This window comes from Gammaproteobacteria bacterium (assembly GCA_016716465.1).
GTDB lineage: Bacteria > Pseudomonadota > Gammaproteobacteria > SZUA-140 > SZUA-140 > JADJWH01.
The window spans coordinates 1,037,873-1,053,621 of the sequence record JADJWH010000001.1 but is presented as its reverse complement, the minus strand read 5'-3'; the positions used below and the strand labels follow the sequence as shown (position 1 = coordinate 1,053,621).

At 65.0% G+C, this 15,749-nt stretch carries 17 protein-coding genes and 1 pseudogene; 15 read left to right on the top strand and 3 right to left on the bottom strand.

Features of this window, described 5'->3' with window-relative positions:
- The first annotated feature begins 5 nt into the window (after positions 1 to 5).
- The 13 genes and pseudogenes from rbfA to IPM20_04940 all read left to right on the top strand — a co-directional run bounded on the left by rbfA (position 6) and on the right by IPM20_04940 (position 12,274).
- A complete protein-coding gene (rbfA, locus tag IPM20_05000) occupies positions 6 to 383 on the top strand; it encodes a 30S ribosome-binding factor RbfA (GenBank protein ID MBK9130986.1) in 378 nt (125 codons plus the stop codon).
- Positions 384 to 388: 5 nt separating this feature from the next.
- Positions 389 to 1,306, top strand: a complete 918-nt coding sequence (truB, locus tag IPM20_04995) for a tRNA pseudouridine(55) synthase TruB (protein MBK9130985.1) — start codon at positions 389 to 391, stop codon at positions 1,304 to 1,306.
- A 106-nt stretch (positions 1,307 to 1,412) separates the two neighbouring features.
- Entirely contained in the window at positions 1,413 to 1,682 is a 270-nt protein-coding gene (gene rpsO, locus IPM20_04990) for a 30S ribosomal protein S15 (protein MBK9130984.1), read from the top strand.
- A 130-nt stretch (positions 1,683 to 1,812) separates the two neighbouring features.
- A pseudogene (pnp, locus tag IPM20_04985) lies at positions 1,813 to 3,835 on the top strand (polyribonucleotide nucleotidyltransferase).
- A gap of 149 nt (positions 3,836 to 3,984) precedes the next feature.
- Positions 3,985 to 4,893 carry a cysteine synthase CysM gene (gene cysM, locus IPM20_04980; protein ID MBK9130983.1) on the top strand — a complete coding sequence of 303 codons (909 nt, stop codon included), beginning with the start codon at positions 3,985 to 3,987 and terminating at the stop codon, positions 4,891 to 4,893.
- 2 nt (positions 4,894 to 4,895) lie between these two features.
- The gene (locus IPM20_04975) at positions 4,896 to 5,669 is read left to right on the top strand and encodes a 3'-5' exonuclease (GenBank protein MBK9130982.1); all 774 of its coding nucleotides are present in this window, start codon (positions 4,896 to 4,898) and stop codon (positions 5,667 to 5,669) included.
- A gap of 75 nt (positions 5,670 to 5,744) precedes the next feature.
- Positions 5,745 to 6,212, top strand: coding sequence for a CYTH domain-containing protein (locus tag IPM20_04970; protein ID MBK9130981.1), 468 nt, complete (start codon positions 5,745 to 5,747; stop codon positions 6,210 to 6,212).
- The gene (locus IPM20_04965) at positions 6,206 to 7,732 is read left to right on the top strand and encodes an ABC transporter substrate-binding protein (protein MBK9130980.1); all 1,527 of its coding nucleotides are present in this window, start codon (positions 6,206 to 6,208) and stop codon (positions 7,730 to 7,732) included. Before IPM20_04970 ends, IPM20_04965 begins: the two co-directional genes overlap by 7 nt.
- A gap of 33 nt (positions 7,733 to 7,765) precedes the next feature.
- The gene (locus IPM20_04960; protein ID MBK9130979.1) at positions 7,766 to 8,251 is read left to right on the top strand and encodes a L,D-transpeptidase; all 486 of its coding nucleotides are present in this window, start codon (positions 7,766 to 7,768) and stop codon (positions 8,249 to 8,251) included.
- 138 nt (positions 8,252 to 8,389) lie between these two features.
- On the top strand, positions 8,390 to 9,319 hold the full coding sequence (locus tag IPM20_04955; GenBank protein ID MBK9130978.1) for an ABC transporter permease: 930 nt from the start codon (positions 8,390 to 8,392) through the stop codon (positions 9,317 to 9,319).
- 2 nt (positions 9,320 to 9,321) lie between these two features.
- Positions 9,322 to 10,128, top strand: a complete 807-nt coding sequence (locus tag IPM20_04950; protein MBK9130977.1) for an ABC transporter permease — start codon at positions 9,322 to 9,324, stop codon at positions 10,126 to 10,128.
- Positions 10,129 to 10,154: 26 nt separating this feature from the next.
- On the top strand, positions 10,155 to 11,198 hold the full coding sequence (gene nagZ, locus IPM20_04945) for a beta-N-acetylhexosaminidase (GenBank protein MBK9130976.1): 1,044 nt from the start codon (positions 10,155 to 10,157) through the stop codon (positions 11,196 to 11,198).
- Positions 11,199 to 11,236: 38 nt separating this feature from the next.
- The gene (locus IPM20_04940) at positions 11,237 to 12,274 is read left to right on the top strand and encodes a c-type cytochrome (protein ID MBK9130975.1); all 1,038 of its coding nucleotides are present in this window, start codon (positions 11,237 to 11,239) and stop codon (positions 12,272 to 12,274) included.
- Positions 12,275 to 12,313: 39 nt separating this feature from the next.
- On the opposite strand, the gene IPM20_04935 is transcribed toward IPM20_04940, so the two are convergent.
- The 3 genes from IPM20_04935 to IPM20_04925 all read right to left on the bottom strand — a co-directional run bounded on the left by IPM20_04935 (position 12,314) and on the right by IPM20_04925 (position 14,115).
- The gene (locus IPM20_04935; protein MBK9130974.1) at positions 12,314 to 13,150 is read right to left on the bottom strand and encodes a peptidylprolyl isomerase; all 837 of its coding nucleotides are present in this window, start codon (positions 13,148 to 13,150) and stop codon (positions 12,314 to 12,316) included.
- 107 nt (positions 13,151 to 13,257) lie between these two features.
- Positions 13,258 to 13,557, bottom strand: a complete 300-nt coding sequence (locus IPM20_04930; GenBank protein MBK9130973.1) for a YciI family protein — start codon at positions 13,555 to 13,557, stop codon at positions 13,258 to 13,260.
- Positions 13,558 to 14,115, bottom strand: coding sequence for a septation protein A (locus tag IPM20_04925; protein ID MBK9130972.1), 558 nt, complete (start codon positions 14,113 to 14,115; stop codon positions 13,558 to 13,560).
- An 80-nt stretch (positions 14,116 to 14,195) separates the two neighbouring features.
- Here IPM20_04925 and IPM20_04920 point away from each other — a divergent pair, with 80 nt between their 5' ends.
- Complete coding sequence (locus tag IPM20_04920) at positions 14,196 to 15,056, top strand: PHP domain-containing protein (GenBank protein MBK9130971.1); 861 nt, start codon at positions 14,196 to 14,198, stop codon at positions 15,054 to 15,056.
- A gap of 54 nt (positions 15,057 to 15,110) precedes the next feature.
- Positions 15,111 to 15,731: a threonylcarbamoyl-AMP synthase gene (locus tag IPM20_04915; protein ID MBK9130970.1), complete on the top strand. Its 621-nt coding sequence runs from the start codon at positions 15,111 to 15,113 to the stop codon at positions 15,729 to 15,731.
- The last annotated feature ends 18 nt before the right edge of the window (positions 15,732 to 15,749 follow it).

Genomic DNA, 15,749 nt, shown 5'->3' with positions numbered 1-15,749 from the left:
ACACTATGTCGAAAGAATACAGCCGCACATTGCGTATCGGCGAGCAGATCCGGCGCGAACTCGCCGTACTGATCCAGCAGGAAGTGAAGGATCCCCGGCTCGGCATGGTGACGGTGGCCCATGTCAAGGTATCGCAGGACCTGTCCCACGCGAAGGTATACGTGACCGTGCTCGGCGGTGAACAGAGTTCCGCCGGAGAGACGCTCAAGGCGCTCAATCGCGCGGGCGCGTTCCTGCGCCATGAGCTCGGCCGGCGCCTCGTGCTGCGCGTGATGCCGCAGCTGCACTTCGTGTACGACGAGTCACAGGAAGACGGGGCCCGTCTGGTCTCGCTGATCAACGCCTCCGTGGCCGCCGACAAGAAGAAAAGCGAGGGAGGCTGACCGCGATGGGACAGCGGCGGCGGGAGGGAGAGCGCGACGTCAGTGGCATCGTGCTGCTGGACAAGCCGGCCGGCATCACTTCGAACGCGGCCCTGCAGGCGGTGAAGCGACTGTTCCGGGCGCGCAAGGCCGGGCATACCGGCAGCCTCGATCCGCTCGCCACCGGCCTGCTGCCGGTCTGTCTGGGTGAGGCAACCAAGCTGTCCGGCTTTCTGCTCGACGCCGACAAGCGTTATCGTACCGTGATCGGCCTCGGTGTCACGACCACGACCGGCGACGCCGAGGGGGAGACGCTGCGTGTGCGCGAGGTCACCGGCCTGGATCGGGGCCGGGTGGAGGAGACGGTGGCGCGTTTCACCGGGGCGATCGAGCAGGTCCCTCCGATGCATTCGGCCCTCAAGCGCAACGGCGTGCCGCTCTACAAATTGGCCCGCCAGGGCGTTGCGATCGAGCGTGAGCCGCGCCCCGTCGTTATTCACGAACTCACGGTGGTGCGTGTCGAGCCGGACAGCATCGAGCTTGATGTGCACTGCTCCAAAGGCACCTACATCCGGGTTCTGGCCGAGGATATCGGGGAGGCGCTCGGCTGCGGTGCCCATGTCCGTTTCCTGCGCCGGACCGGCGTGGGAGGTTTCGACACGAGCCGGATGGTCGCGCCGGAGACCTTGCGCGAACTCGCCGAACAGGGCCAGGAGGCCCTGGATGCCCAGCTGGTATCGATGGAGGAGGCCCTGGTGCACTGGCCGGACGTCAGGCTCTCGCCGGACGTGGCGTTTTTCCTTCGCCGCGGCCAGGCCGTGTTCGTTCCCCATGCGCCGGCGCGCGGCTTCGTACGAATCTATACCCGGGAGGACCGGTTTCTGGGTATCGGACATGTCCTGGAGGACGGACGGGTGGCGCCGAAACGGCTGGTAAACTGTTGAAATGGCTGCCGGCGGGGGGCGTCGGGATTGTCTTGTAAGCCGCAGGGAATACAAGCTAAAATATGCCCCTCTTTAAACGACTCAAACTGTTGAAACGGGAAACGCGATGGGATTAGACGCTCAAGCAAAAGCAGACGTGGTAAAGAAGTATCAACGCTTCGCCGGTGACACCGGTTCGCCCGAGGTTCAGGTGGCGCTGTTGTCGGCGCGCATCGATCAGCTGTCCGATCATTTCAAGGAACACAAGCACGACCATCATTCGCGTCAGGGACTCCTGAAGATGGTGAGCGCGCGCCGGAAGCTGCTCGATTATCTGCGCGCCAGCGATGTGACGCGCTATCAGGACCTGATCGCCAGCCTTGGCCTGCGCAAGTAGTCATTGTCCACTGTCACGGCTCGAAGCGGGTGACGCCGTCGCCCGCGCACGGCTGTTCCCTGCACCGGGGCTTGCCCGGACGCGTGTCAGTGATCCCTGATCCCATCCAGTCTTTCTTAAGGAATTTACCGTGACCCCAGTGAAAAAGACATTTCAGTACGGCGACCACAAGGTGGTCCTCGAGTGCGGCGAGATAGCGCGACAGGCGACCGGCGCCGTAATGGTCAGCATGGGCGATCACCGTAAATTATCAGGAACGGACGTATGCGGCCGGCAAGATTCCGGGCGGATATTTCAAGCGTGAGGGGCGGCCCACCGAAAAGGAAACCCTCACCTCCCGCCTGATCGACCGCCCCCTGCGACCGCTGTTCCCCAAAGGATTCATCAACGAAGTACAGATCATCGCCACCGTGGTCTCGCTGGACAAGGAGATCGATCCGGATATCCCGGCCATCATCGGTGCTTCCGCGGCCCTGGCGCTGTCCGGACTGCCCTTCAATGGCCCGATCGGCGCGGCCCGCGTCGGTTATCTGAATGGCAATTTCATCCTCAATCCGACCTTCTCGCAGCTGGCCGAATCGCAGCTCGATCTGGTGGTCGCGGGCACTGAAGGGGCGGTGTTGATGGTGGAATCCGATGCGCGCGAGCTGCCGGAGGCCGTCATGCTGGACGCCGTACTGTTCGGTCATCAGCAACAGCAGACCGTGATCAAGGCCATCCGTGAACTGGCCGCCGAGGCCGGAGCACAGTCCTGGAACTGGCAGGCCCCGGAAGAGGATCGTGATCTGCAGGCACGCGTCCAGTCCGAGTGCGCCGCCGATATTGCCGCCGCCTACCAGATCCAGGAGAAGAAAGCGCGCCAGTCGCGGCTGTCCGAGATCCGCGCCGGTATTATCGGCCGTCTGGCCGGGGACGAAGGGGCGGACTGGTCGGAGGACGCGGTCAAGAATGCCGTCTCGAAGATCGAAAAGAAGACCGTGCGCGAACGCATCCTGGCGGGCCAGCCGCGCATCGACGGCCGCGACACGCGTACGGTGCGTCCGATCTCGATCCGCGTCGGCCTGCTGCCGCGCGTCCACGGTTCGGCGCTGTTCACGCGTGGCGAGACCCAGGCCCTGGTCGTGACCACGCTCGGCACCGGCCGCGACGCGCAGATCATCGACGCGATCGAGGGCGAGCGCAAGGAGCCCTTCATGCTCCATTACAATTTCCCGCCCTACAGCGTGGGTGAGACCGGCATGGTGGGTTCGCCGAAGCGCCGCGAGATCGGCCACGGCCGGCTGGCCAAGCGCGGCGTCGCCGCGGTGCTGCCGGACATGGACAGCTTCCCGTACGTGATTCGCGTGGTCTCCGAGATCACCGAGTCGAACGGCTCCAGCTCGATGGCGAGCGTGTGCGGTGCCAGCCTGTCCCTGATGGATGCGGGCATCCCCGTCAAGGCCCCGGTCGCCGGCATCGCCATGGGTCTGATCAAGGAAGGCGAGCGCAGTGCCGTTCTGACCGACATCCTGGGGGATGAAGACCACCTCGGCGACATGGATTTCAAGGTGGCCGGCACCGCCAACGGCGTCACCGCGCTGCAGATGGACATCAAGATCGACGGCATCACGCGCGAGATCATGCAGGTGGCGCTGGCGCAGGCGCGCGATGGCCGCATACATATCCTGGAGCAGATGAACCGTGTCATCTCCAAGCCGCGCGAGGATATCTCACAGCACGCGCCGCGCATCATCACCATCAAGATCAATCCGGACCGGATCCGCGACGTGATCGGCAAGGGCGGCGCTACTATCCGCGCGCTGACCGAGGAGACCGGCACCAGCATCGACATCACGGACGACGGCACGGTGAAGATCGCCTCGGTCGACCAGGTCGCCAGCGACGAGGCGGTGCGGCGTATCCGTCAGCTGACGGCGGATGTCGAGGTCGGCAGTATCTACGAGGGCCGGGTCTCGAAGCTGATGGACTTTGGCGCCTTCGTCACCATCCTGCCGGGCAAGGACGGTCTGGTGCACATCTCGCAGATCTCCAACGAGCGTGTCGACAATGTCAGCGACAAGCTGTCCGAGGGCAAGATCGTCAAGGTCAAGGTGCTCGAGATCGACAAGCAGGGCCGTATCCGCCTCAGCATGAAGGAAGTGGAAAACAGCTGACTCTGCCTCGGATAGACGTGAATGAAAAAGGGGCGCAAGCCCCTTTTTTGTCGCCTTTCATCGCCGCGCGCGGCGCGGACTGAAGTTGCCGCCTCGCGGCGCGCGGGGATACAATGAAAAACCTTGGTTTTCCGCGCAACCGGCCGCCCATGAATGCTTCCTATCCGACGATCGAGGATTTTGTCGGGAACACCCCGCTGGTCAGGCTGCAGCGCCTGCCGGGCCGTTCCGGCAGCACCGTGCTGCTGAAACTGGAGGGCAACAATCCCGCCGGCTCGGTGAAGGACCGCCCGGCGCTGAGCATGATCCGTCGCGCGGAGGAGCGCGGCGACATCCGTCCGGGCGACACGCTCATCGAGCCGACCAGCGGCAACACCGGCATCGCGCTGGCGATGGCCGCGGCGATCCGCGGTTACCGCATGATCCTGATCATGCCGGAACACATGAGCCTTGAGCGCCGCGCGCTCATGCGTGCGTTCGGCGCTGAGATCATCCTGACGCCGCAGGCGGGCAGCATGGAGGCGGCGATCGACCTCGCCCAGCGGATGGTCGCCGAGGGGAGAGGGGTGATGCTCGACCAGTTCTCCAATCCGGACAATCCACGCGCGCATTACGAATCCACCGGCCCGGAGATCTGGCGCGATACACAGGGGACGATCACCCACTTCGTCAGCTCCATGGGCACCACGGGCACGATCATGGGTACCTCGCGCTATCTCAAGGAGATGAACCCGGCGGTGCAGGTCATCGGGGTTCAGCCGGGCGAGGGCGCCTGCATCCCCGGCATCCGGCGCTGGCCGGCCGAGTACCTGCCCAGGATTTATGACGCGGAGCGCGTGGACCGGATCATCGACGTCACCCAGCAGGAGGCGGAGGAGACCACGCGCGCGCTGGCGGCGCGTGAAGGCATCTTCGTCGGCATCTCGTCCGGCGGCGCCGTGGCCGCCGCGCTCAGGCTGCTCCCGGAGATCGATCACGGCGTCATCGTCGCCATCGCCTGCGACCGCGGCGACCGTTACCTGTCCACGAGCGTGTTTGGCGCGGAAGACTCACGGTGAGAATGAACGTCCTCGTTTTCGATATCGAGACCGTGCCGGATGTCGCCTCCGGACGGCGTCTGTACGGGCTCGAGGGTCTCGACGATGCCGAGGTCGCGAATGTCATGTTCCACAAGCGGCGCCAGGAGACTGGCGAGCACGATTTCCTGCGCCTGCATCTGCAGCGCGTGGTCGCGATCTCCGCCGTGGTCCGCAGCGGAGACCTGCTCAAGGTGTGGTCGCTTGGCGAGCCCGGTGCCCCGGAGGAGGAACTGGTGCGGCGCTTCTACGACGGCATCGAGAAATTCACCCCCAACCTGGTGTCCTGGAACGGCTCCGGTTTCGACCTGCCCGTGCTGCATTACCGCGCGCTGCTGCACGGCATTGCCGCGCCGCGCTATTGGGAAACCGGCGACGAGGACACTGCCTTTCGCTGGAACAACTATCTCAGCCGGTTCCACTGGCGCCACATCGATCTGATGGATGTGCTGGCGGGTTACCAGGGGAGGGCGGTCGCGCCACTCGACGAGATCGCCACGATGCTCGGTTTTCCCGGCAAGCTGGGCATGGATGGATCTAAGGTATGGGGCAGCTTTCTCGCCGGTGACATCGAGGGCATCCGCAACTACTGCGAGACGGACGTATTGAATACCTATCTCGTGTATCTGCGTTTTGAGCTGATGCGCGGACGCATGAGTCGCCCGCGTTACGAGGAGGAATGCCAGTTGCTGCGTGACTATCTGGCGCGGGACGGCCGGGCCCATTTCGGCGAATTCCTGGGCGCCTGGCGTGACTGACCCGGCACATCCCTTGCTTCGCCGACCCCGCCAATACCGCATCTGCGCCCGGCGCACGGAGGGCGCAACGATCGCATGGCACAGGAGATAGAGCGCAAGTTTCTCGTCACGAGCGATGACTGGCGCGCGCAGGCACGGTCGAGCGCGCGTTATCGCCAGGGCTATCTCGCCAACGAAGGGCGCTGTTCCGTCCGTGTCCGGGTTTCCGGCGCGAACGCCTACCTCAATATCAAGAGTGCGACCCTGGAGATTGTGCGGACCGAGTATGAGTACCCGATTCCGCTCGCCGACGGCGAGGAGATGCTGGAGCGGCTGTGCAGCGGCATATTGATCGAAAAGACACGCCATTTCGTCGACTATGGCGGCTACGTATGGGAAATCGACGTGTTCGAGGGGGTGAACCGCGGCCTGGTGATCGCCGAGATCGAGCTGGACCACGAGCATGCCGAGTTTCCACGGCCGTCGTGGGTCGGTGCGGAGGTGTCCGACGATCCGCGCTACTACAACGTGTATCTGGCGCAGATCCCGTATACGCGATGGTGAGAGCCGGATCCGGTCCCGCGCCGTGGCGCGCGGTCGTGATACTGGCCATGTCGCTGGTCGTGTGCGGCTGCGGTCAGGCGCCGCACGAGGGTCTGCGCTTCGGCGTCCCCGTGATGCCGGTGACGCTGGATCCGCGTTTCGCGACCGATGCCGTGTCGGTTCGCATCAACCGGCTGCTTTACCAGCGTCTGGTCGATTTCGACGACAGCGCGATGCCCCGGCCGGAACTGGCGGACTGGAATCGGATCTCCCCGAACCTGTACCGCTTCACCCTGCGCGGGCCGCGCCCGGGATTCAGCAATGGCGCGCCGCTGACCGCGCGCGACGTCAAGGCGACCTACGACTATATCCTGGATCCGCGCAACGCCTCCCCGCATCGGCTGTCGCTGGCCAATATCGAATCGATCGCCGTTCAGGGCCAGGACGTGGTGGAATTTCGCCTGCTGCGTCCCGACCTGCTGTTCCCCGGCCGGCTCGGCATCGGGATCCTGCCGGCGGACCTGATCGCGGCAGGGCATGCCTTCAACCGCGAACCGGTGGGCAGCGGGGCCTTCGAGTTCACGGCCTGGGCTGGCGAAGGCCGCCTCCGGCTGCGCCGGCGCAGCGACGGGCTCGGGCTGGAATTCATCGCCGTGAACGATCCGACGGTGCGTGTGCTGAAGCTGCTGCGGGGGGAGATCGACATGGTGCAGAACGATCTGCCGCCCGAGATGATCGATTACCTCAAGCACCAGCCTGGCATCGCCGTGCAGGAAGTGAAGGGGACGAATTTCGCCTATCTTGGCTTCAACCTGCGGGACCCCGCTACCGGGACGCCCGCCGTCCGCGCGGCAATCGCCAGCGCGCTGGATCGTGCCGCCATCGTCCGCTATGTGCTGGGCGGCGCGGCGCATCTCGCCAGCGCGGTGTTGCCTCCCGAACACTGGGCCGGAAACCCGCGTCTCACCCCGGTTCCGTACGACCCGGAACGCGCGCGCCGCCTGCTGCGTGAGGCGGGCTACGGTCCGGAGCATCCGCTGCACCTGGACTACAAGACCTCGACCGATCCGTTCCGGCTGCGTCTGGCCACCATCATCCAGAGCCAGCTCGACGCAGTGGGCGTGCAGGTCGGGATCAGGAGCCTGGACTGGGGTACGTTCTACGGCGACATCAAGGCGGGCAATTTCCAGATGTATAGCCTGATGTGGGTGGGCATCAAGCTGCCGGAGATCTTCCGGTATGCCTTCCACAGCAGCGCGGTTCCGCCGGATGGCGCCAACCGCGGGCGTTTCGCCAGCGCCGCAGTGGACCGGTTGATCGAGCGGGCGGAGGCGGCGGACAGCCTGGAGGGCCAGGCGGAACTCTATCGCGCCGTGCAGGCCGATCTGCTGGAACAACTGCCCTATGTGCCCCTGTGGTATGAGGACCATGTCTTCATCACCCGCAACGATATCGCGGGTTACCGTGTATCGGCCGACGGGAATTACGACGGGCTGGTCTACGTCGAACGGCGGCCGCCTGCTAACATAGCGGCGAACTGATCGGATGGGGTACGCGGGATGACGCCGGATGAGATGAAAGAACGTATCGTGGAGATCTCCATCGGCAAGCAGCGGCTGCAGCTTCGCGAGGGTTCCGGGATATTGATGGATATCCCGGTGTCCACGGCGCGAAACGGTCCCGGAGAAACGACCGGCAGCGAATGCACGCCGCGCGGCTGGCATACGATTCATGCCAAGATCGGTGCGGGATGTCCCGCCAACACGGTATTCGTCGGCAGGAAGCCGACCGGGGAGGTGTATTCGAAACAATACGCCGCGGGCACCACCGCGCGCGACTGGATCCTGACCCGGATACTATGGCTGGAGGGTCTCGAGCCGGGTCGTAACTGCGGTGGCGAGGTGGATTCGCGGCAGCGCTACATCTACATCCATGGTACACCGGACGAGGTTGCCCTTGGGGTTCCGGGTTCGCGCGGCTGCGTGCGCGTGCGCAATAATGACGTCATTCAATTGTTCGACCTGGTGGAGGTCGGGACGAGGGTGAACATCGAAGAATAGGGGGCAGTCAAATAAATAGGGGACTGAATTCAATTCTGTCCCCTGTCCTTATTGAATGGTGTGGGTGAACAGTAAGGCGAGAAGTGTAGGGTGTGAGGTGTAAGGCGTGAGGCGTAAGGAAAAAACTCTTTGGGCGGCATGACCAAATTTCTGCTGGCGCGGTGTGGCAGCGCATTGCTGGTGCTGCTCGGCGTGTCACTGCTGGTGTTTCTGCTGATACATTTGATCCCGGGTGACCCGGTCGAGGTCATGCTCGGCGAATCGAGCCAGCCCGCCGACCGCGCGGCCCTGCGCCACGCCCTCGGTCTCGATCTGCCCCTGCACCTCCAGTTGGTGGATTATTACCGTCACCTGTTCAGTTTCAACCTCGGTGAGTCGCTCTATTCCCGTCGACCCATCGCGGATATCCTGCTTGAACGCCTGCCCGCGACCCTGGAACTGGCCGTGGCCGGATTGGGTGTTGCGGTGTTGATCGCGGTCCCGCTGGGGACGTTCGCCGCGACGCACCGCGGCAGCGCATGGGATCTGGGCGCGATGTCCTTTTCGATGTTCGGCATCTCCATCCCCAATTTCCTGATGGGACCGTTGCTGATCCTGGTATTTTCACTGTGGCTCGGCTGGCTGCCGGTAAGCGGGCGCGATGAGCCGGCCTCGCTGGTGCTGCCGGCGTTGACGCTGGGCACGGCGCTGGCGGCCATACTCTCGCGCATGCTGCGCGCCGCGCTGCTCGAAGTCCTGGGTGAGGATTTCATTCGCACCGCCCGCGCCAAGGGGCTCACCGAAAGCGCCGTGATCTTCCGGCACGCAATGCGCAACGCGCTGCTGCCGGTGATCACGCTGCTCGGATTGCAGCTGGGGGCGCTGCTCGCCGGCGCGGTGATCACCGAGACGGTGTTTTCCTGGCCCGGCATCGGCCTGCTGACCATAGAGTCGATCCATCGGCGCGACTACCCGGTGGTGCAGGCCTGCGTGCTGCTGATCAGCCTGGGCTATGTGGCGGTGAATACCTTCACCGATCTGGTCTACGCCCGCCTCGATCCCCGCATCCGCTTCGGAGGCACGGCCTGATCATGCGCCTGTGGTTCGGTGGCCTGGTGATCGGATTGTGGTTGCTGCTCGCCTGCGTCGGACTGGTGTTCCCGCTGCGTCCGGACGAAGTGGATCTCACCCGCATCCTGGTGGCGCCGGGAGACGGTTCCTGGTTTGGTTACGACGACCTGGGGCGTCCGCTCTGGGATCGTGTCGTGGTGGGGGCGCGCTATTCGTTTTTCGTCGCCTTTTTTGTCGTGCTGATCTCGGCCTCCGTCGGGACCTTGATTGGCGCGATGAGCGCCTACCTGGGCGGCTGGATCGATCACGCGACGACGCGCGTCATCGATGTCTTTCTCGCCTTCCCCGGTATCCTGCTCGCGATCGCGCTCGCCGGCGTGCTTGGGGCGGGGATCAACAACGTGGTGATCGCCCTGGTGGTCGTGGGCTGGGTCGGCTTCGCGCGGCTCGCGCGCGCGCAGGTACTGTCTCTCAAGGACCGGGAGCATGTGCAGGCGGCGGTGGCGCTCGGCGCCAGCCGCACGCGCATCGTGCTGCGCCACCTGCTGCCGCTGATCACCGCGCCGCTGATCATCGAGGCGACCTTCGGGGTGGCGGGCGTCGTCATCGCCGAGGCCGGGCTGTCCTTTCTCGGTCTCGGCATCCAGCCGCCGACGCCGTCGTGGGGCAGCATGATCCGCGACAGCGGGCGTTACATGCTGGTGTCGCCGCATATGATGCTGGTGCCGGGCGTTGCGTTGATGCTGGTCGTGCTGGCGGTTAACATGCTGGGCGACCATCTGCGCGACCGCCTGGATGTGCGCCTGGTGGAACGGGATCGCCCATGATGCGGCGGAGATAGGAGGGAGCGAGCTTGTCACTGGGACCGATCATGATGGGTCTGGCCGGGACCGGGCTGGACGCCGAGGAACGCGCGTTGCTGCGTCAGCCGCAGGTTGGCGGTGTCATCCTGTTCAGCCGCAACTATGAGTCTCCTGCCCAGATTGCCGCGCTGACGGCCGAGATCCACGCCCTGCGCGATCCACCGCTGCTGATCGCCGTTGATCAGGAAGGCGGCCGCGTGCAGCGGTTCCGCGCGGGATTTACCCCGCTGCCGGCCGTGGCCCGCCTCGGCGAACTTTTCGACAGCGATCCCGCCCAGGCGCGCCACTGCGCGGAAGCGACCGGCTGGCTCATGGCGGCCGAGCTGCGCAGCGTGGGTGTGGACATGAGTTTCACCCCGGTGCTCGATCTCTCCCGCGGGGTGAGCCAGGTCATCGGCGATCGCGCATTCCATCGCGACGCCGCGACCGTCGCGGGGCTCGCACGGGAATACGTGCGTGGCATGCGGCGCGCCGGCATGGTGGCGACCGGCAAGCACTTCCCCGGCCACGGCTCCGTCGCGCAGGATTCCCATCTCGAACTGCCGGTGGACCCGCGGCCGTATCGGGATCTGGCGGGAGAGGACCTGCTGGCCTTCGAACGCATGGTTGGGCACGGAATCGAGGCGCTGATGACCGCGCATGTGGTGTACCGCGACATCGATCCCGCGCCGGCGACCTTTTCGCGTTTCTGGCTGCAGGAGGTACTGCGTCGCCGCTTCGGCTTCCAGGGTGTGATCTTCAGCGATGATCTCCACATGGGCGGGGCGGAAGGTGTCGGCGACATGCCGGCGCGCGCGCGCGCCGCCCTGGACGCCGGCTGCGATATGCTGCTGGTGTGTCACGGCACCGGGCCGGTGGCTCAGCTTGTCGAGACGCTCGCGCAATGGAATAATCCGGTGTCGCAGCTGCGGCTCGTGCGCATGCACGGGCGCGGCGGCGCGGGATACGAGGAGCTGCGCCGGGACCCACGCTGGCGGGAAGCGGTACGGCGGGTGGAATCCTACGACAAGCCCCATACCCTGGATCTGATGTAGGATGCGCGCCTGCGGGCGTTCATTACGGCGGAATTCTCATGCTGACAGCCATACGATCATGCGCTCTTGCCGCAGCGGCAGCGTGCGTCCTGCTGGTCGTGCCGGTGGCGCACGCGTTCGAACCGTTCAGCCCGCTGCCGGAGGCGCCGCCCATTCCCGCGGACAATCCGCAGACGCCGGAGAAGATCGCGCTGGGCCGGCAGTTGTTTTTCGATCCGCGGCTGTCGGTCGACGGCGGTGTATCCTGCAATTCCTGTCATGACCTGCGGCGCGGCGGCACCGACGGCCTGATCCTGTCGACCGGCGCGCGGGGCAAGGTCGCGACGCGCAATACCCCGACCCTGTGGAACGTCGCCTATCAGACCGCCTATTTCTGGGACGGGCGCGCGGCAAGTCTGGAGGAGGCGATCGCGCAGCATATGGTCGATCCCGCGATCATGGGCCAGCCGGACCTCGACGCGGCGTTCGTCCCATTGCGCAAGCCCGCCCTGTACCGGAAACAGTTCTCCGCGGCATTCGGCGGCTGGCGTCCGCTGCGGCCCCGCAACGCCGTCGCCGCGCTGGCCGCCTATGTGCGCACCCTGGTAACCCCGCGCGGACCGTTCGACCGCTATCTTGAGGGCGACCGCGCGGCGCTGTCGGAGGCGGCGTTGCGCGGACAGCACCTGTTCGTGGAAAAGGGCTGCGCGGCCTGTCATTTCTGGGTCAATTTCGCCGGCCCCATACCCGGCCTGGTGATCCCGATGGGAGAGGGATTCTATGAATTATTCCCGACCTTCAGGGGCAGTCGCTACGACGCTGAATACGGGCTGCTCGGCGCCGACCTGGGGCGTTACCACATCGACGGCCGCGAGGACCACAAGTATCTCTGGCGGGTGCCGACCCTGCGCAACGTGGCCCTGACCGCCCCGTATTTTCACAACGGTTCGGTCGCCACCCTGGAAGAGGCGGTACGGGTCATGGCCAAGACGCAGTTCGATCTGGACGTGACCGGGGACGAGGTGGCGGACATCGTCGCCTTCCTGCACGCCCTGACCGGGGAGTTTCCTCCGTCCGAATCCACGACCGCGCCCTGACGCGAGGACGCAGTGCCCGGTGCCCGGGTCCGCAGCGGATTATTTGCCGCTCGTGATCTCGATCTTGCTGTGCTGGCGGAGCTGGGCGATATATCTGCCGATGTTCTCGTTGCGCAGCTGCCGGCTCAGGTCGTCCTTGACCGCGTCGAAATCGGGTGGCGGGAGGATGCGGGTCTCGCTCAGTTTGAGCACATGCCAGCCGAACTGCGTCTGCACGGGCGCCGTGCTGAAGGCTCCCGTCTTCAGGGCGCCCAGGGCATCACGTATCGGCGGCGCGATCTGGTCCGCCGGCAGCCAGCCGAGTTCGCCCCCGTTCTGGGCGGTGGAGTCGAGCGACTTCTCCCGTGCGAGCTGGGCGAAGTCGACCCCCTGCTTGAGGCGATCGATCAGGCCCTGCGCCTCGGCCTCCGTCTTGACCATGATGTGGCTCGCCCGGTACTCCTTGACCGGCTTCGAGGCCAGGGTCTTGTAGGCGTCCTGCAACGCCTTGTCGCTCGGCGGCACGCTGGCAATCTGGCGCAGCGCATAACCGGCGATGATGTTGTGGCGCTGATTCTCGATGGCGATGACGACCTCGGGATTCTTGTCCAGGCCTTTTGCCACCGCGTCCTGAAAGACCAGCTCGCGATTGATGTATTCCTCCTGCAAGGCGCTGAGCTGCTGCTGGTTCAGGTTTGTCGGCGCGACGTTCTGGCCGACCCGGGTGCTGACGAAGGAACCGAAATCGGCGCTGGTCACGTTCTGGCCGTTGATGACGGCGATGACCTTGGGGCTTGCCCCACCCGCCGGATCGGACTCGGCATGCGCCGGTATCTGCGCCAGGAGCAGGCCGGTCATGGCGGCGGTCAGCAGAATGGAGTGATGCGGCATGTGCATGAGCGATTCCTTCGATTTTTGAGCTCGATGTTTGAACGAAAGGGAATATGGGCCGGCGGTCATGTCCGGCGTCATGTCGGATCCTGTGCGCGGGCGCTCGATCAAGGCTAGGGGAGCACTTTTATCAAGGGCTTGACGGTGACTGACTTATAGACACCGTTTTTCAGAAAGGGTTCGGCGTCCGCCCATTCCCGCGCCTCCTGCAGGGACGGGAATTCGGCCACGATCAGGCTGCCGGTGAAGCCCGCCGGCCCCGGATCCGCGCTGTCGATAGCGGGGTGGGGTCCGGCGAGAAACAGTCTGCCCTGGTCCTTCAGCGCAACCAGCCGTTCCAGATGGGCGGGCCGGTACTGGCGGCGTGCCTCGAGGCTGTTTTCCCGGTCCTCGCACAGGAAGGCGTAGATCATTCAGTTTTTGTCCCCGCCGTCGGCATCATGCGTGATGTAACGGCCGATATAGAACGACTGCGCGATGATAAACACGAGCGTCAGGCCTATGATCCCGAAAAGCTTGAAATTGACCCAGGTATCTGTGTCGAAATTATACACCACGTACAGATTGATGAAGCCTACGGCGATGAAAAACAGCGCCCACGCCAGATTCAGCCGGTACCATATCGGCCGGGGCAGGCTGATGGCCTGATTCATCAGCCGCTGGACGACGGGTCGGTCCCCGATGAAATGGCTGGCGATAAAGACCAGACCGAACAGCCAGTTGAGCACGGTCGGCTTCCACTTGATATATACTTCGTCCTGCAGCAGCAGTGTCGCTCCGCCAAACACCACCAGCAAGGCGAGGGTGATCATGTGCATCTTTTCCAGCCGGCGGTGCCTCAACCAGTAGATTCCGGACTGGGCGATCCCGGCTGCGATCGCGACCGCGGTGGCGATATAAATGTTGTCACCGGTGAGCTTGAAGGCGGCGAAGAACAGCAGGACAGGAAAGAAGTCGAACAGAAGTTTCATCGGGGGGCTGGCTGCGGTCCGGAGGAGGGGGATGCGGTATCTTACAACGAAGCCGGGTGTATTGGCAGATCGGGGGTGGCATGAGCGGCCGTTTTGATCTGCACAGCCATTCCCGCTGTTCCGACGGAGCGTTGAGCCCTGCCGATCTGGTGCGGCATGCCCGTGCCTGCGGCGTGGATGTGCTGGCGCTGACGGATCATGACACCACGGCGGGTATCACCGAGGCGCAGGCAGCCGCACGGGAGGCCGGCATGCGGCTGATCGCCGGGGTCGAGGTCTCGGTGAGTTGGGCGCAACGGGTCATACATATCGTCGGTCTGGACATCGATCCGCGCTGCGCCGAACTGCAGGACGGTCTCGACCGCCTGCGTGGCGTGCGGCGGGAACGCGCGCGATCCATCGCAGAACGGCTCGCGCGCTGCGGGATCCCCGGCGCGCTGGAGCTCGTGGAAACAGGCGTGGGCGCGGAGGCCATCGGCAGGAACCATTTCGCACGGTTCCTGGTCGAACAAGGGCACGTCAAGGATGCCAAGCGCGCCTTCAAGCGCTATCTCGGCCGCGGCGCCAGTTGTTACGTGGCGAGCGAATGGGCCGGACTCGCCGAGGCGGTGGACTGGATCCGCGCGGCGGGCGGTATCGCCGTGGTGGCTCACCCGGCGCGTTACTCGATGTCGCGCAACGTGATGCGCCGGTTCCTGGCGGAGTTCACCGCCGCCGGTGGCGGCGGCATCGAGGTGGTGTCGGGTAGCCACGATGCCCAGCAGGCCCGCCTGCTCGCCGAGCATGCGCGCGAATTCGGTCTGTGCGCCTCGGCGGGTTCGGATTTTCACGCGCCGGAGAACGGCTGGACCGTGCCCGGCCGGCTCGCCCCGCTGCCGTCGGGCTGCGAGCCGGTATGGACGCGCTGGTCCGGGTCGCGCGACACGGGCGCGGCGTCCTGACGCATCTGGCGAAAGTCCGCGTATTCGCATCGCGCGGGGAGATGAGGTAGCCGAATGCAGTACCTGCAAATCCATCCGGTCAACCCGCAACCCCGGCTGATCAGCCAGGCGGTCGCGATCGTGCGCAATGGCGGGGTGATCGTCTATCCCACGGATTCCTGTTACGCGCTGGGCTGCCAGATCGGCGACAAGGCGGCAATGGAGCGCATCCAACGCCTGCGTAAGCTCGATCCCACCCATAATTTCACCCTGGTGTGCCGCGACCTGTCGGACCTCGCGACCTACGCGCGGGTCGGGAACCCGGAGTTCCGCCTGCTCAAATCGCTCACGCCCGGTCCCTATACCTTCATCCTCACGGCCAGTCACGAGGTGCCGCGCCGGCTGCAGAACCCCAAGCGCAAGACCATCGGGCTGCGCATTCCCGACCAGCCCATCGCGCGCGCGCTGCTGGAGGCGCTCGATGAGCCACTCATGAGCGTTACGCTGATCCTGCCGGATTCCCCGCTGCCGCTGTCCGATCCGGAGGAGATCCGCGAGCAGCTCGAGAAGCAGGTCGACGCCATCATCGACGGCGGCAGCTGCGGCAACGAGCCGACCTCAATCATCGATCTGACCGGAGAGGTGCCTCGCGTGGTGCGCCAGGGCAAGGGCGACACCTCATTCCTGACCGCCTAGCCGGGGCCGGGATCCGTT

Coding starts and splice junctions, on each gene's coding strand:
- rbfA (MBK9130986.1), top strand. CDS start 6: ATGTCGAAAGAATACAGCCGCACATTGCGTATCGGCGAGCAGATCCGG.
- truB (MBK9130985.1), top strand. CDS start 389: ATGGGACAGCGGCGGCGGGAGGGAGAGCGCGACGTCAGTGGCATCGTG.
- rpsO (MBK9130984.1), top strand. CDS start 1,413: ATGGGATTAGACGCTCAAGCAAAAGCAGACGTGGTAAAGAAGTATCAA.
- cysM (MBK9130983.1), top strand. CDS start 3,985: ATGAATGCTTCCTATCCGACGATCGAGGATTTTGTCGGGAACACCCCG.
- IPM20_04975 (MBK9130982.1), top strand. CDS start 4,896: ATGAACGTCCTCGTTTTCGATATCGAGACCGTGCCGGATGTCGCCTCC.
- IPM20_04970 (MBK9130981.1), top strand. CDS start 5,745: ATGGCACAGGAGATAGAGCGCAAGTTTCTCGTCACGAGCGATGACTGG.
- IPM20_04965 (MBK9130980.1), top strand. CDS start 6,206: ATGGTGAGAGCCGGATCCGGTCCCGCGCCGTGGCGCGCGGTCGTGATA.
- IPM20_04960 (MBK9130979.1), top strand. CDS start 7,766: ATGAAAGAACGTATCGTGGAGATCTCCATCGGCAAGCAGCGGCTGCAG.
- IPM20_04955 (MBK9130978.1), top strand. CDS start 8,390: ATGACCAAATTTCTGCTGGCGCGGTGTGGCAGCGCATTGCTGGTGCTG.
- IPM20_04950 (MBK9130977.1), top strand. CDS start 9,322: ATGCGCCTGTGGTTCGGTGGCCTGGTGATCGGATTGTGGTTGCTGCTC.
- IPM20_04940 (MBK9130975.1), top strand. CDS start 11,237: ATGCTGACAGCCATACGATCATGCGCTCTTGCCGCAGCGGCAGCGTGC.
- IPM20_04935 (MBK9130974.1), bottom strand. CDS start 13,150: ATGCACATGCCGCATCACTCCATTCTGCTGACCGCCGCCATGACCGGC.
- IPM20_04930 (MBK9130973.1), bottom strand. CDS start 13,557: ATGATCTACGCCTTCCTGTGCGAGGACCGGGAAAACAGCCTCGAGGCA.
- IPM20_04925 (MBK9130972.1), bottom strand. CDS start 14,115: ATGAAACTTCTGTTCGACTTCTTTCCTGTCCTGCTGTTCTTCGCCGCC.
- IPM20_04920 (MBK9130971.1), top strand. CDS start 14,196: ATGAGCGGCCGTTTTGATCTGCACAGCCATTCCCGCTGTTCCGACGGA.
- IPM20_04915 (MBK9130970.1), top strand. CDS start 15,111: ATGCAGTACCTGCAAATCCATCCGGTCAACCCGCAACCCCGGCTGATC.